Source organism: Arthrobacter sp. GW460-12-1-14-TSB2 (assembly GCF_059423525.1).
The window spans coordinates 20797-34409 of record NZ_JBWKYC010000021.1; the positions used below are offsets into that span (position 1 = coordinate 20797).

Genomic DNA, 13613 nt, shown 5'->3' on the forward strand with positions numbered 1-13613 from the left:
ACCAGATGACCGACTCTTTTGCCTTCCCGCAGGATTTCCTCTGGGGCGTCGCCACCGCAGCCCACCAGGTCGAAGGAAACAACGTCAACAGTGACTGCTGGTTCCTGGAGAGGCTCCCCGGAACGATCTTCGCCGAACCGTCCGGGGACGCCGTCGACCACTACCACCGGTACCGCGAGGACATCGCCCTGATCGCCGGCCTGGGGTTCACCAGCTACCGTTTCTCGCTGGAGTGGGCACGCATCGAGCCCGAGGAAGGCCACTTCTCGGTGGCGGAACTCAACCATTACCGCCGCATGCTTGAGGCCTGCCATGAGCACGGACTCACCCCGGTGGTCACGTTCCACCACTTCACCTCGCCCCTGTGGCTGCTGGCAGCCGGCGGCTGGGAGGACGCCCGCACCCCCGAACTCTTCGCCCGCTACTGCGACCGCGCCATGCGGCACCTGGGCGATCTCATCGGCGTCGCCTGCACCCTCAACGAACCCAACCTGCCGTGGCTGCTCAAGGAACTTGGCCTGGGCGGCGAGGCCCCGGAGCGCCGGGCGGACGTCCCGCTGTGGGCGGCAGCCGCGGACCGGCTCGGCATCGACGCAAGCCGCGTGGCGCCCTTCCAGTTCACGGTGTCCGAGGCCGGCTTCGACATCAAGCTCGCGGCACACCGAGCGGGCACGGCCGCCATCAAGGCGATCCGGCCGGAACTCCCGGTCGGGTGGACCCTGGCCAACACAGACATCCAGGCAGCCGAAGGAGGCCAGGACCGGGCGGACAGGATCCGCCGCGACGTCAACGAACGGTTCCTCCAGGCGTCCCGCGGAGACGACTTCGTGGGAATCCAGACGTACGGCCGGACGGTGTTCGGGCCGGACGGCGTCATGACCGCCCCCGAGGGTGCCGAGACCAACCAGATGGGCGAGGAAATCTACCCCGAGGCCCTGGAAGCGACCATCCGCGAGGCGGCCCGCGTCGCGGGCATCCCGGTCATCGTCACGGAGAACGGCCTCTCCACCGACGACGACTCCCAGCGGCTCGCGTACCTCCGCACTGCTGTAGCCGGCGTGGAGTCCTGCCTGGCCGACGGCATCGACGTCCGCGGCTACATCGCCTGGACGGCCTTCGACAACTTCGAGTGGATCTTTGGCTACGGCCCGAAATTTGGCCTCATCGCGGTGGACCGGGCCACACAGGAACGGACGCCAAAGGAGAGCGCCCGGTTCCTCGGCAGCCTGGCCCGAACCAGCGTCGCGCAGTCCGTCTGAACCGCGTCCGCCTGAAACGGCGCAGGTGACGCCCCACCCGATGAGTGCGGAGACCATGAAGCACCGGCTGGGAGTTTCATTGGATGAAACACTATTGTGGTGGGGGTCACTGGCGACGAAGAAGGAACGGTGTGAGATGACAGCAGTCCCGGACAGGAATCCGGACCTCGCCGGGCAGGCTCTCCCCTCTGCTGAGGTCCCGGCTCCCGCCCGCGGCAAGCGGCCGAAGCAGGGCGAACCGGTCATTGACCGTGCCCTCAGCCTCCTCGCGGTCTTCACTGACCGGCGTCGTGCGTTGACGCTTTCCGAAATGGCCAGGTACGCGGACATGCCGGCGCCAACGGCGCTGCGGCTCATCGCCCGGCTGGTGGCATGGGGTGCGCTGGAAAGGCTCGACGACGGGCGGTACGTGGTGGGCGTGCGGCTCTGGGAAGTCGCGTCACTGTCGCCCCGCGGCCACGGCGTGCGGGAGATTGCGTTGCCCTACCTTGAGGACCTCTTCGAAGTGACGCGCCACCACGTTCTGCTTGCAGTGCGCGACGGGAACGAGGCGGTGCTCATCGAGCGGCTGTCCTCGAAGGAGGCCACGGAGGTGGCTTACCGGGTGGGCGGCCGGGCGCCGCTCCGATCCACGGCCGTCGGCCTGGTTCTTCTCGCCGGCGCGGACACGGCCTTTCAGGACGCTGTGATCCGGCAGCCCGCTGACGTGGAGGCCGGCGTGGACGCCATGCCGGAGGGCCAGCTCCGACGCACGCTTTCGGACGTGCGCCGCACGGGCGTGGCCATGATCAGGAGGTCGGCGCCGTCCCGGACCGTGTCCGTGGCCTCGCCCATTTTCGACGCCCAGGGGGCCGTTGCCGCCGCACTTTCCATCGTTGTTCCCGACGGCGCCACTCCCCCGAACGTGCTGGCGCCGGCAGTCCAGGCCACGGCCAGGGCGGTCTCCCGAAACCTCGGGTTCAAAGCCGAGGCCAGCGCCGGAGTGCGGCACCTGGCCCAGGCGTGACCCTCAGGTGCTGCGCCCGTCCGTCCACGAACGTGGCCAGAACCCGGGCGGCAGCCAGGACATTCGGCTTCGACTTCGGCCTGGACGTGATCATTGGCGGACTCCGGGCCAAGCTGGCCGTGTAACGCCGCAGGGCAACGCCGGGGCAACGCCGGGGCAACACCATGGGGCAACGCCGTCGGAGGGCGCGTTCAAGGGCTGGTTCCGCGGCTCCGGGTCCGTCGGGCCGGGCTCAGCTCAGGTCGGCCGGGGCCGGGCTGGCCGCGAGGTTCCGGGTGGCGGGTCCCTGGATCACGGTGCCGTCGGTGCTGAACCGGGAGCCGTGGCACGGGCAGTCCCACGTCACCTCGGCCGCGTTGAACTCGACGGTGCAGCCCAGGTGCGTGCAAACGGCCGAAACGGCCCTGACGCCGCCCGCAGAACTGACGTAGACGGCAGTCTTTGCACCCTCCACGTCCACGACCCTTCCTTGACCTGGAGCGATCCCGGACGGTACAGCCGGTGCCTTCGGGGGAGTTACCTTCGGCTGCACGGCGCCTTGTGCGCGGACGGCCCTGGTGCTGTCAAACAAAGCCGCCCACGGGTTGGTGCGGCCGCAGAGAAGGTCCCGGAGGATCAGTGCGGCCGCGGTTCCGTTGGTCAGCCCCCATTTGCGCAGTCCGGTGATCACGTGGACATGCCGGAAGTCCGGCGACAGGCGCCCGACGTACGGCAGCCCGTCGGCGGGCATGGCGTCCTGGGTGGACCAGCGGAAGGCGATCTCTCCGGCGCCCAGACGGTCCCGCGCAAAGGCGGCGAGCCTGCCGAAGCGTTGGGCAGAGTCAACCTGCTCCGAGGCGGGGTGCCCTTCGCCGCCGGCCAGAACATAACTGACGCCGTCGACGTCGGTTGTCAGGATGGAGCGCATCGGCTCGTCCACACTGACGAAAGTGGAATCCAAAGGGGCCGCGCCGCTGCGGGCAGCAACGATGTACGAGCGGTGCGCATAGCATCGCTCGGCGAAGAATCCGGTGTCCCCGAACGGCATATTGGTGGCGACAATGATTTCCTTCGCGCGGACCGAGCCCTGCTCCGTCCCCACCACGGCCGGCGTTCCGTCCCGGAAACCCGTCGCGGGTGAGTCCTCGAAGACGAAGCTGCCGTCCCCGTCCACTGCCCGGGCCAAGCCCTGCACGTACCTGAGTGCGTGGATTTGCGCCTGATTATCGAAGCGGACCCCGCCCATGACCGCGAACGTCAGCGGCACATCCGTGGTGAAGGACGCGGGAAGGCCCAGCCTGCCGGCGAGCGCCGCTTCTTTCCGGACCAGGGCGAGGGCATCCTCCGATTCCGCGTAGGTGTAGTTGGAGACCCGCCGGAAGCCGCAGTCGATTCGCTCCGCGCCCACCGTTCCGGCCACGTGTTCAATCGCGGCTTCGTTGGCTTGCCCGTAAAGGCCGGCCGCCTCGGTGCCGTGACGGCCAGCAAGTTCGGTGTACGCCAGCCGGTGCAGGGACGTGACCTTGCCGGTGGTGTTCCCGGTGACTCCGGTGCCCACCCGGGCCGCTTCGAGCACGGCCACCGTCTGGCCCGCCTGCTTCAGGGCCAGCGCAGCGGTGAGGCCCGCGATCCCGCCACCGATCACGGCCACATCGACGTCAATGACCTCATCGAGGGCGTCGTATCTCGTGGATGCACTCGTGGCCGCCCAGAGGGAGGCGAACTTACCTGCAGGCTGCTCACTCACGGTCCCCGCCTCTCACGTAGCTGACTTCCCCACTAGTAGCCTTCCCGACCTGGAGCCTTACGGCGCCGTGGCCGTCAGTCCCCGGCGGACTTCGCAGCCTTGGCGGCGGCCTTGGCCGCCTGCTTGCTGGCGCGCACCTTGGTCAGCGACTCCGGATCCACGATGTCGGCCACGGACAGGTACGAGTCCTGCTCACCGTAGTGTCCGGCGGCCTCGCGCCAGCCTTCTGCCTGGAGTCCGCACTGCTTCCCCAGCAGCGCCAGGAAGATCTTTGCCTTCTGCTCGCCGAATCCCGGCAGGGCCATCAGCCGGCGCAGCACCTCCGGGCCGTCGGGATCGCCCTGCGTCCAGATGGCCGTGGCGTCCCCGTTCCAGTCCTGGTGCACCGTTTCCGCGAGGGCCTGGACACGTCCGGCCATGGACCCGGGGAACCGGTGGACGGCGGGGCGTTCCTTGAACATCTCGACGAAGTCCTGGGGGTTGTACCCGGCGATCGCCGCAGGGTCGATGGAGCCGATGCGCGTCCGGATCTTTTCAGGACCGGCAAATGCCGATTCCATGGTCACCTGCTGGTCGAGCAGCATGCCGGTGAGCAGCGCAAACGCGTCGTCGCTGAGTAGTTTGTCCGCCGCGGGGTCCCCTGTGATGTGCAGTTCCATGCGTCCTATCCTCCCACCCGGTCCTGCCCGCGTCATCGGTCAATCAGCCCCGGTCTCCGAAGACGATCCAGGGTGCTTGTCATCGACTACCGCCAGGTAATACCGTCCCAAGCAAGCGGTTGAAAACCACAAGCGGAAGGCATTTCATGCTGAAGCAAGTCGCTGCGGGCGTCCTCGTTCAGGAGAGCGGGTTCATCCAGAGCAATTCCGTTGTCGTGCAGGGCCGGGACGGCGTGTTGCTCATCGACCCCGGTATAACAGGCGACGAAATGGCGGCCCTCGCGAACGACCTTCGCGAGTTGGGCCAGCCCGTCGCGGCAGGCTTCTCGACGCATCCTCATTGGGACCACGTGCTCTGGCACGCGAACTTCGGCGGCGCGCCCCGTTACGGTACAGCCCGCTGCGCGGCCTCCATCCAGGATCTGCTGTCGCACGCGGATTGGGAGGCCCGCGTAGCCGAGGGGCTACCGCCGGAGTACGCCGACGCGATCCCGATGGATATGCTCGGTCTCATCACCGGCCTGCCCGCCGAAGCTGCGCAAATTCCTTGGGACGGCCCCAAAGTCCGCATCATCGAGCATCGGGCCCACGCCCCGGGCCATGCGGCGCTGCTGATCGAGGAGAGCCGCGTCCTCGTCGCCGGTGACATGCTTTCTGACACCCTGATGCCGTTCCTCGACCTGGAGGCCGCGAATCCGGTCGAGGACTACCTTGCAGCGCTGCGTCTGCTCGAGAGCGTGGCCGACGACGTTGATGCCGTCATCCCCGGTCACGGCTCAGTCGGCGGAGCCGGGCAGCTGCGAGCACGAATCGAACAGGACCGCGCCTATATTCAGGACCTGCGGGGCGGTATTACCGACGACCCGCGGGTCGGTCCATCGGCCCCGTTGGATTGGCTGCCCGACGTGCATCGTTGGCAACTACAGCGGCTCGCCCAGAGAGGGCAGGACTAGACGCCCTAGGCGGCTAGGGACCGGCCCTTCAACCGCCCCCGCCACGCGGCACCACCCCACACCGCCACCAGCACCGCGACCAACAGCAGGCCGGCCTCGCCCAGGTCCACCGCGCCCAGCCAGGTGGTGAGGGGATCTTCCAGGCCAAAGGCCGCATTGAAGAATCCGCCCAGCGTAATGGCCGAAATGAACAGGGCGGACACGGCGGAGATACCGGTGACCAGGGCGTTGAAACCGAGCTTCCGCTGCGGATGGTGGATGGCTGACCGGTACATGCGCATCATGGCCACACCATTGACCGTGTCGCACAGCGTCATGGCAGCCGTGAAGGCCAGCGGCAGCGCCAGCAGGGCCAGCGGGGAGACCCCGGCGAGGGACGCCGCCGTCGTCATCACCAAAAGCCCGATGGTGGTGGCGGTATCGAAGCCCAGCCCGAACAGGAAGCCGATCACGTAGATGTTCCGCGGCCGCTGCACCCTGGACAGCGGTTTGGCCAGCAGCCGTGCCACGAATCCCTGGGCCTCAAGGTCTCCGTCCTGCAGCTCTCCGCCGCCCTGCACGTTCCGGTACGCCCGCGCGGCCCGCAGGAACGCCGAGCCGTTGAACAGGCCCATGGCCAGCAGGAACAGCCCGGAGACGCCGCTGCCGATCAGCCCCAGGACCAGGTTTCCGGTGGTGCCGTCCTCCATGAACTGGCCCACCATCGCGGCGCCGCACACCACCAGGACTCCGGCCAGGATCACCACCGAGCTGTGGCCCAGGCTGAAGGCGAACCCCACACTCACCGGATCCTTGTGCTGGGCCACGAACTTCCGCGTCGAATTGTCGATCGCGGCGATATGGTCCCAGTCGTAGCTGTGCTTGATGCCCGCCAGGTAGGCGGTGAGAACCAGTCCGAGCGCCAGCGGTTGCGCGGCACCCGCCGAACTGACAAGCAACAGGACGACGGCGGCAAGATGCAAAGCGGCCACCGCACCCAGTGCGAACAGCAGTCGGGTCCGGAGCGGCAGTTGCTCCCGCTCCCGGTACATCGCGGCGAACTCGCTGAGCGTGGTCATCAGTACTTCCTCAGGTTTAGGGGTGACTGCCCGTACCAGCGTTCACGCAGCAGGGCAGTGCAGGTGCCCAGCAGCCGGTTGAGTTCCTCCGTGGAGTTGGACAGCGACCGCAGCACCAGGCCGGTGGTCCCGCCCACGCACGCGGTCAGGGACACCCCGGTATAGGCGTCGTGCCCGGCAGTGAGCGCGTGGAACTCGTCGGCGAGCGCCTGGTCCACCCGGGCGTCCACCACCACCAGCGAGCCCAGGTGGCTGAAGCCTTCCATGAATCCCATGCCGGTGACGTCGTTGAGGGGCGGCCGGATCAGCAGGTTGTCGAGCGCCAGCATTGTGGTGCCGGCCGGTGTCTCCACGTTGATCTCGTTGCGGAGCCGCAGTTCCTCGTACCGGAACGATGCCCCGTCCGGCGACCATCCCGGCGTCACCACTTCAGCCATGACCAGGCTCGACGTCGGCCGCACGGTGATGTGCGTGTTCTGCCGGTAGCTGGCCTCGCGGTATGCGATCAGCTGGTCCGGGGCCAGCTCCAGCTGTGCCCCTTCCCCCAGCCGAAGGGTCATGCGCTGCTCGGCGAACGACCCCGGGGTCCGGTAGATCTTCGTGGCGGACTGCGTGGTCAGCAGCAGCTTGGCCCCGTCACCCACCTCCACGTCGATGACGTAGAGGTCGGCCCCCAGATACGCCCCGCCAGGGTTGACGATGACGTAGCAGACCTGCCCCGAGTCATCGAGATAGTGCGGCCGCAAGATCCGCAAGGCGCCCCGATGGTATTGATGCGCGGCCACGGACCGTCCACCCCGCACGGCGACGACGAGCTCGAGCTCCCCCATCGGGGTTTCGACGGGCTCAACCGACGGGTTCGGTGATTGAGCCTGTCGGAATCCCGAAGCCGCCGGCCCCAGTCCAACAGCCGTCATTGGGCCAGGTCGAGCATCAGGACGTCGCGCCGCACCCATTCGATGACTGCATCGAGGCCTTCGTCCGTCTTCAGGTTCGTGAAGCAGAACGGCTTCTCGCCCCTGAACTCCTTGGAGTCCCGTTCCATCACGGACAAGTCCGCACCGACGTGCGGGGCGAGGTCCGTCTTGTTGATGATGAAGAGGTCGGACTTGATCATGCCCTGGCCGGCCTTGCGCGGGATCTTCTCGCCCTGCGCAACATCGATGATGTAGATCGAAAAATCGACGAGCTCCGGGCTGAACGTGGCCGACAGGTTGTCGCCGCCGGACTCCACGAAGATGACCTGCAGGTCCGGGTGGCGCTTCTTGAGTTCTTCGATTGCCGCGGTGTTCATCGACGTGTCCTCGCGGATGGCTGTGTGCGGGCAGCCGCCGGTTTCGACTCCGATGATCCGGTCCTCGGGCAGGATGCCGTTGGCGGCCAGGATCTTGGCGTCCTCGATCGTGTAGATGTCGTTGGTGATGGCGGCCATGGAGATCTCGCGGCTCATGTGGCGGGTGAGCCGCTCCACGAGCTGGGTCTTGCCGGCGCCGACCGGTCCGCCGATGCCGATCTTGATGGGTTCAGTCATGGTGTCCTCCTGCTAGCTCATGAACATACGGGCGCGTTGACGCTCGTGCCGCATCTGCGAAACTTCCAGTCCGGGGCTGACGGCCCCGAAGTCGTCCGGCGTCAGGGGCCCCACCCGCCCGACCGCGGCAGCGACGTCGTCGGACGCTTTCCGCAGCAGGCGCTGGCCGGCGTTCTGCCCCAGCGGAATGGCGCGGACGGCGTTCTGGGTCAGTGAGGTGACGGCAGCGAAAAGGTAGGCGGCGAGCGCTTCGGTGAGCGGCACACCCAGGGAACGGGCGACGACGGCGAACGCCAGCGGCTGATGGCCGGCGGCCCGGCCGGTGGTCACCAGACTGCGGTACTCTGCCAGCTCGCCTGACGGGAAGACCTCGGAACCGATCTCCAGCAGCCGGGTGCCCATCTTGGTGCTCGCCTCCCGCAGCTGCCGCGGCAGGAGCTGCGCAGTCAGCAGCGCATCCAGCTCAGCAACGGGAACGCCGTCATAGAGGAACCTGATGGCCAGGCCGTCGGAGTACGTGAGCTGCTGCCCGATGAACGCGGACAGCCACACCCCGAAGGACCCCTCATCATGGACCAGGCCGCGCTCGATGTAGGTCTCGAACCCCAGCGAGTGCGCAAACGCCCCGGTGGGCAGGGCGGAGTCGGTCAGCTGCTGCAGGGCGAGCTGATAGCCTCCGGCCACGGCCACCGCCTCAGTGCGAGTGTTCGGCATGGCGGAAGGGAACAGGCATCACGCGTTCCTGGCGGTCGTAGGGCACTCCGACGTGCTTGAGGTAGTCCTCCACGGTGTGGTCGTACTGGCACACCATCACCTCTGCCGCGTACTCGGAGGCGGCGTCGAAGAACTGGGCCTGCAGGTGCCGGTTTCCGAGCGAGTGCGCCACCACGCCCATTTCGTGGATGGTCCGGGGAGCCACCACCAGGACGTCGGTGGGCAGCACGGACACCACGATCAGGTTGGTTTCGGCCACGTGCAGGATGTCGCCGTCGCGGAGGTCCCCGGAACCGGACGGCAGCCGGATGCCGAGCTCCTTGCCGTGGTCCGTGGTGACGCGCTGGATCCGCTTGACCAGCTGGGTGCTGGGCAGCACCACCTTCTCCCGGTGCAGCCCGGCGAAGGCTGCGGTTTCAGCGGCAGGGAGGTCGTGCAGGTTGCCGAGGATCTTTTCGATAATCACGGGGTGCTCCGGTGCTCGGGAGGTTAGAAGAGGAAGTAGCGCTGGGCCATGGGCAGCACGTCCGCCGGTTCGCAGGTCACGTCCTCGCCGTCCACCGTCACCTGGTACGTTTCCGGGTCCACCTGGATGTCCGGCGTGGCGTCGTTGAACTTGAGGTCTGCCTTGGACAGCGTGCGGATCCCCGAGACCGGCCGGATCACCTTCTGCAGGCCCAGCTCCGCCGGCACCCCGGCGTCGATGGCGGCCTGGGACAGGAAGGTGATGGAGGACTGCTGCACGGCTTTGCCGAATGCGGCGAACATCGGGCGCATCGTCCGCGGCTGCGGCGTGGGGATGGAGGCGTTGGCGTCGCCCATCAGCGCGTAGGCGATCTGCCCGCCCTTGAGCACCAGCTCCGGTTTGACCCCAAAGAACGCAGGATCCCAGAGCACCAGGTCAGCGAACTTGCCTTCCTCGACGGAGCCGATGGAGTCGGCCATGCCCTGGGCGATGGCGGCGTTGATGGTGTACTTCGCCACGTAGCGCTTGAGCCGGAAGTTGTCGCTGTCCGAACCGGAGCCGTTGGGAGCGCCATGAGCACCGCCGGCAGGGTCCTTCAGGACGCCGCGCTGCTTCTTCATCTTGTCCGCCACCTGCCAGGTGCGGGTGATCACCTCACCCACCCGGCCCATGGCCTGGGAGTCGGAGGAGGTGATGGCGAAGATGCCCATGTCCTGCAGGACGTCCTCGGCGGCGATGGTTTCTGCGCGGATGCGGGAATCGGCGAACGCCACGTCTTCCGGGATGTCCGGGTTGAGGTGGTGGCACACCATCAGCATGTCCAGGTGCTCTTCGATGGTGTTGCGCGTGTACGGCAGGGTGGGGTTGGTGGAGGCGGGCAGGACGTTCGGGAGCCCGGCGATCTTGATAATGTCCGGGGCGTGTCCGCCGCCGGCTCCCTCGGTGTGGAAGGTGTGGATCACCCGGCCGCCGATGGCCCGGATGGTGTCCTCCACGAAGCCGCACTCGTTGAGGGTGTCGGTGTGGATGGCCACCTGGACGTCGTATTCGTCCGCCACTTTCAGGGAGTTGTCGATGGACGAGGTGGTGGATCCCCAGTCCTCGTGGACCTTGAGCCCGATGGCACCGGCCCGGATCTGCTCGGCCAGCGGTTCGACGGCGGAGGCGTGCCCCTTGCCGAAGAGGCCGATGTTGATGGGCATTCCTTCGGCGGCCTGGAGCATCCGCTGGATGTGCCATTTCCCTGGGGTGACGGTGGTGGCCTTGGTGCCTTCGGCCGGCCCGGTTCCGCCGCCCACCATGGTGGTCACTCCGCTGGCGAGGGCAGTAGGCACCTGGTCCGGGGAGATGAAATGGATGTGCGTGTCCACGCCGCCGGCCGTGAGGATCTTCCGCTCTCCGGCGATGATTTCGGTGCTGGCGCCGATGACGATGTCCACGCCGTCGGTGATCTGCGGGTTGCCCGCCTTGCCGATCTTGAAGATGTGGCCGTCCCTGAGCGCGACGTCGGCCTTGTAGATGCCGGTGTAGTCCAGGATGACGGCGTTGGTGATGACGGTGTCCGGGACGTCTTCTTCCCGGGTCACCTGGCCGTTCTGGCCCATGCCGTCGCGGATCACCTTGCCGCCGCCGAAGACCACTTCCTCGCCGTACACGGTGAGGTCTTTTTCGATCTCCAGGAAAAGTTCAGTGTCCGCAAGGCGGATGGCGTCGCCCGTCGTCGGGCCGTACAGGTCCGCGTACTGCCTGCGGGTCAGTTCGAAGCTCACTTGGCGTCCCCCTTTCCTGCTCCGGGATCAGCGGTGGCCAGCTTGCCGTTCACTGCGTTGCTGAGGCCGTACACCTCGCGGCTGCCGGCCAGTTCGATCAGCCGGACGGTCTTGCTGTCCCCCGGTTCAAACCTGGCCGCAGTGCCGGCCGGGATGTCCAACCGCCGGCCGTAGGCGGCCTGGCGGTCAAACTCAAGGGCGGCATTCGCTTCGGCGAAGTGGTAGTGCGAGCCCACCTGCACGGGCCGGTCACCGGTGTTAACCACGACGACGTCCACCGCCTCGCGTCCGGCGTTCACCACTACGGGCCCTGAACCGAGAACGTACTCACCTGGAATCATCGCCTGCCCCTTAGCGGATCGGATCGTGGACGGTGACGAGCTTGGTGCCGTCCGGAAATGTGGCCTCGATCTGGACGTCATGGATCATTTCCGGCACGCCCTCCATCACGTCGTCGCGGGTCAGCAGCGTGGTGCCGTAACTCATGAGGTCAGCGACCGTGCGGCCGTCCCGGGCACCCTCGATCAGTTCGTAGCTGATGATCGCCACGGATTCCGGAAAGTTCAGCTTCAGGCCGCGGGCCTGGCGGCGCCGGGCAAGGTCGGCAGCGACCACGATCATGAGCTTTTCCTGCTCACGGGGCATCAGGTGCATCGGAATCCCTTCAACGTACTGCTTTGTGACAACAGTAGGCCGGTCACGTTTCCGTGAGATTTCAGGGGCCCGTCTCCCGGTTCAGGGGCAGCGGGAGACGGCGTGGCGGCCCTTAGCCTTCGCAATCAACGCAATACGCGTGACCGTTCTTTTCGCGGGCGATCTGGGACCGGTGCCGGACCAGGAAGCAGGAGTAGCAGGTGAATTCATCCTGCGCCTGGGGGATGACCTGGACCACCAGTTCCTCGGCGACGAACTCCCCGCCGGGGACCATGCCGTCGTCCAGTGCGTCGGTCTCATCCAGTTCCCGGACAACGCTTCGCGCGTCGGGTGCGTTGGCGGACTGGAGCGCCTCCAGGGAGTTCTCCTGGGATTCCTTGACGTCGGATCGTACTTCGTCGTAATCGGTTGCCACTTTGGGTGTTTCTCTTTTCTGATGTTCTTGCCCTGACGGGAATGCAACCTACACCATCGCACCCTTATTCCCGATACACCACAACGAACTAAGTCGAAGTGGTGTAATGTTCGGCACGCTGCGGGAAGAAATCAGCCGGCGGGCGCTGCCGTGGAGTCCCTGACCACCAGCTGGGTGGCCAGTTCAACATGGGTTGACTCCAGCGCTTCCCCGTTGGCCAGCCGCAGGATGGACCGGAGCGCCGTGCGCCCCATCTCCTGCAGCGGCTGGGCCACGGATGTCAGTCGTGGCACGGATTGTTCAGTGATGTCGGTCCCGTCGAAGCCCACCAGGCTCAGGTCCCCGGGGACGCTGATCCCCTGCGCGCGTGCTTCGTCCAGGACACCCAGCGCTATCGCGTCGTTGCCGGCAAATATGGCGGTGGGCCTGTCCGCAAGGGCGAACAGCCGGCGTGCACCGGCGACGCCGAAGTAGCGCTGGAACTGGCCGGACACAATGTAGTCCGGATTGGCCGGAATGTTGTTGGCACGCAGGGCCGCCAGGTAGCCGTGGAGCCGGGCAACGCTGCATTCCGCGGCTTCCGGGCCGCCCAGGAAGGCAATCTTCGTGTGGCCCAGGGCGATCAGGTGCTCTGCGGCTTCCTTGCCGCCCGCCCAGTTGGTGGCGCCGACGCTGACAAAGCCGGAACGGGGAGGATTAAGCGGGTCGATCACCACCACCGGAATGCTCCGGCGCCGGAAGGATTCCAGCTGGACGGGAGTGATTTCGGAGGTCACCAGGATGAGGCCCTTGCGGCCGGCGTCGAAAAGCCGCTGGGACCACTGCTCATGGTCCGTGTTCTTGAGTTTGTCCGGAGTCACGCTGCTCAGGACCACCTCCACACCTTCCTCCGCGGCGCAGGCCACGATCCCGGACATCACTTCCAGGGAGTACGAACTGTCCAGCCCGTCAAAGACCAGGTCGACGAGGACAGGGCCGGCGGACCTGACCCTGCGCTGCATCGGCGACTCGTAGCCAAGCTTCACGAGGGCCTTCTGGACGCGGACGCGCGTTGCCTCGGCAACGTCGTCGCGGCCGTTGATGACCTTGGAAACGGTGGGAGCGGACACCCCGGCCAGCGCCGCGACGTCGGCCAGGTTCAGCTTGGCCTTCGGTGTCTTTGCAGGCATCAAAGCAACTTTCTCGAAAAATTTCGGTAGCAGAAGTCTGCACCAGCCGTGGCATGGCCGTCAATATTTGGGCAACAACCCTTGACGCTGAGGCGTAAACGGCGCTAACTTCTATCTCAGTCAACGAATTAGTTGCGAAATATTTCGAAAGCCTCTGTTCATTGCTGGTACCGCCCGCCCCGGGCGGCACCGCCACCAGCGCCGCAATGCCGCGGCTCTTTTCAATGGAGATCA

At 66.6% G+C, this 13613-nt stretch carries 16 protein-coding genes; 4 read left to right on the forward strand and 12 right to left on the reverse strand.

Going from position 1 to position 13613, the window contains the following annotated elements:
- The first annotated feature begins 5 nt into the window (after positions 1-5).
- The 3 genes from AC07YR_RS19750 to AC07YR_RS19760 all read left to right on the forward strand — a co-directional run bounded on the left by AC07YR_RS19750 (position 6) and on the right by AC07YR_RS19760 (position 2390).
- On the forward strand, positions 6-1259 hold the full coding sequence (locus AC07YR_RS19750) for a glycoside hydrolase family 1 protein (RefSeq protein ID WP_494734985.1): 1254 nt from the start codon (positions 6-8) through the stop codon (positions 1257-1259).
- A 136-nt stretch (positions 1260-1395) separates the two neighbouring features.
- Complete coding sequence (locus AC07YR_RS19755) at positions 1396-2265, forward strand: IclR family transcriptional regulator (protein WP_055801697.1); 870 nt, start codon at positions 1396-1398, stop codon at positions 2263-2265.
- Positions 2262-2390 carry a hypothetical protein gene (locus tag AC07YR_RS19760; RefSeq protein ID WP_494734986.1) on the forward strand — a complete coding sequence of 43 codons (129 nt, stop codon included), beginning with the start codon at positions 2262-2264 and terminating at the stop codon, positions 2388-2390. The genes AC07YR_RS19755 and AC07YR_RS19760 overlap by 4 nt, the downstream gene beginning before the upstream one ends.
- A 107-nt stretch (positions 2391-2497) precedes the next feature.
- Here AC07YR_RS19760 and AC07YR_RS19765 read toward each other — a convergent pair whose 3' ends face one another.
- Together AC07YR_RS19765 and AC07YR_RS19770 are read right to left on the reverse strand one after the other, a co-directional pair.
- Entirely contained in the window at positions 2498-3991 is a 1494-nt protein-coding gene (locus AC07YR_RS19765; protein ID WP_494734987.1) for an FAD-dependent oxidoreductase, read from the reverse strand.
- Positions 3992-4065: 74 nt separating this feature from the next.
- Positions 4066-4650, reverse strand: coding sequence for an HhH-GPD-type base excision DNA repair protein (locus AC07YR_RS19770; RefSeq protein ID WP_494734988.1), 585 nt, complete (start codon positions 4648-4650; stop codon positions 4066-4068).
- Between the two features lie 146 nt (positions 4651-4796).
- On the opposite strand from AC07YR_RS19770, the gene AC07YR_RS19775 reads away from it, so the two are divergent.
- Positions 4797-5603, forward strand: a complete 807-nt coding sequence (locus tag AC07YR_RS19775; RefSeq protein ID WP_055801705.1) for an MBL fold metallo-hydrolase — start codon at positions 4797-4799, stop codon at positions 5601-5603.
- Positions 5604-5608: 5 nt separating this feature from the next.
- Here the strand turns inward: AC07YR_RS19775 and AC07YR_RS19780 are convergent, their stop codons facing one another.
- The 10 genes from AC07YR_RS19780 to AC07YR_RS19825 form a co-directional block, all read right to left on the reverse strand.
- Positions 5609-6661: a HoxN/HupN/NixA family nickel/cobalt transporter gene (locus AC07YR_RS19780; protein ID WP_494734989.1), complete on the reverse strand. Its 1053-nt coding sequence runs from the start codon at positions 6659-6661 to the stop codon at positions 5609-5611.
- Positions 6661-7491: an urease accessory protein UreD gene (locus AC07YR_RS19785; RefSeq protein ID WP_494734990.1), complete on the reverse strand. Its 831-nt coding sequence runs from the start codon at positions 7489-7491 to the stop codon at positions 6661-6663. The genes AC07YR_RS19780 and AC07YR_RS19785 overlap by 1 nt, the downstream gene beginning before the upstream one ends.
- An 83-nt stretch (positions 7492-7574) precedes the next feature.
- Positions 7575-8192 (reverse strand): urease accessory protein UreG, encoded by a 618-nt coding sequence (ureG, locus tag AC07YR_RS19790; RefSeq protein ID WP_390249295.1) that lies wholly within the window; start codon positions 8190-8192, stop codon positions 7575-7577.
- Between the two features lie 12 nt (positions 8193-8204).
- Positions 8205-8906, reverse strand: coding sequence for an urease accessory protein UreF (locus AC07YR_RS19795; protein WP_494734991.1), 702 nt, complete (start codon positions 8904-8906; stop codon positions 8205-8207).
- On the reverse strand, positions 8887-9372 hold the full coding sequence (ureE, locus tag AC07YR_RS19800) for an urease accessory protein UreE (protein WP_436056374.1): 486 nt from the start codon (positions 9370-9372) through the stop codon (positions 8887-8889). Before ureE ends, AC07YR_RS19795 begins: the two co-directional genes overlap by 20 nt.
- A gap of 23 nt (positions 9373-9395) precedes the next feature.
- On the reverse strand, positions 9396-11141 hold the full coding sequence (ureC, locus tag AC07YR_RS19805; protein ID WP_494734992.1) for an urease subunit alpha: 1746 nt from the start codon (positions 11139-11141) through the stop codon (positions 9396-9398).
- Complete coding sequence (locus AC07YR_RS19810; RefSeq protein ID WP_436056372.1) at positions 11138-11482, reverse strand: urease subunit beta; 345 nt, start codon at positions 11480-11482, stop codon at positions 11138-11140. Before AC07YR_RS19810 ends, ureC begins: the two co-directional genes overlap by 4 nt.
- Positions 11483-11492: 10 nt before the next feature.
- The gene (locus AC07YR_RS19815) at positions 11493-11795 is read right to left on the reverse strand and encodes an urease subunit gamma (protein WP_011690112.1); all 303 of its coding nucleotides are present in this window, start codon (positions 11793-11795) and stop codon (positions 11493-11495) included.
- A 112-nt stretch (positions 11796-11907) separates the two neighbouring features.
- Positions 11908-12210, reverse strand: coding sequence for a DUF4193 domain-containing protein (locus AC07YR_RS19820; protein WP_028270561.1), 303 nt, complete (start codon positions 12208-12210; stop codon positions 11908-11910).
- Positions 12211-12341: 131 nt separating this feature from the next.
- A complete protein-coding gene (locus AC07YR_RS19825) occupies positions 12342-13379 on the reverse strand; it encodes a LacI family DNA-binding transcriptional regulator (RefSeq protein ID WP_494734993.1) in 1038 nt (345 codons plus the stop codon).
- Positions 13380-13613: the final 234 nt, after the last annotated feature.

Excerpts from the sequence above, each read along its gene's own strand:
- AC07YR_RS19795 (WP_494734991.1), bottom strand. The coding sequence starts at position 8,906 with ATGCCGAACACTCGCACTGAGGCGGTGGCCGTGGCCGGAGGCTATCAG.
- AC07YR_RS19810 (WP_436056372.1), bottom strand. The coding sequence starts at position 11,482 with ATGATTCCAGGTGAGTACGTTCTCGGTTCAGGGCCCGTAGTGGTGAAC.
- AC07YR_RS19785 (WP_494734990.1), bottom strand. The coding sequence starts at position 7,491 with ATGGGGGAGCTCGAGCTCGTCGTCGCCGTGCGGGGTGGACGGTCCGTG.
- AC07YR_RS19780 (WP_494734989.1), bottom strand. The coding sequence starts at position 6,661 with ATGACCACGCTCAGCGAGTTCGCCGCGATGTACCGGGAGCGGGAGCAA.
- ureG (WP_390249295.1), bottom strand. The coding sequence starts at position 8,192 with ATGACTGAACCCATCAAGATCGGCATCGGCGGACCGGTCGGCGCCGGC.
- AC07YR_RS19770 (WP_494734988.1), bottom strand. The coding sequence starts at position 4,650 with ATGGAACTGCACATCACAGGGGACCCCGCGGCGGACAAACTACTCAGC.
- AC07YR_RS19815 (WP_011690112.1), bottom strand. The coding sequence starts at position 11,795 with ATGCACCTGATGCCCCGTGAGCAGGAAAAGCTCATGATCGTGGTCGCT.
- AC07YR_RS19755 (WP_055801697.1), top strand. The coding sequence starts at position 1,396 with ATGACAGCAGTCCCGGACAGGAATCCGGACCTCGCCGGGCAGGCTCTC.
- AC07YR_RS19775 (WP_055801705.1), top strand. The coding sequence starts at position 4,797 with ATGCTGAAGCAAGTCGCTGCGGGCGTCCTCGTTCAGGAGAGCGGGTTC.
- AC07YR_RS19750 (WP_494734985.1), top strand. The coding sequence starts at position 6 with ATGACCGACTCTTTTGCCTTCCCGCAGGATTTCCTCTGGGGCGTCGCC.
- AC07YR_RS19825 (WP_494734993.1), bottom strand. The coding sequence starts at position 13,379 with ATGCCTGCAAAGACACCGAAGGCCAAGCTGAACCTGGCCGACGTCGCG.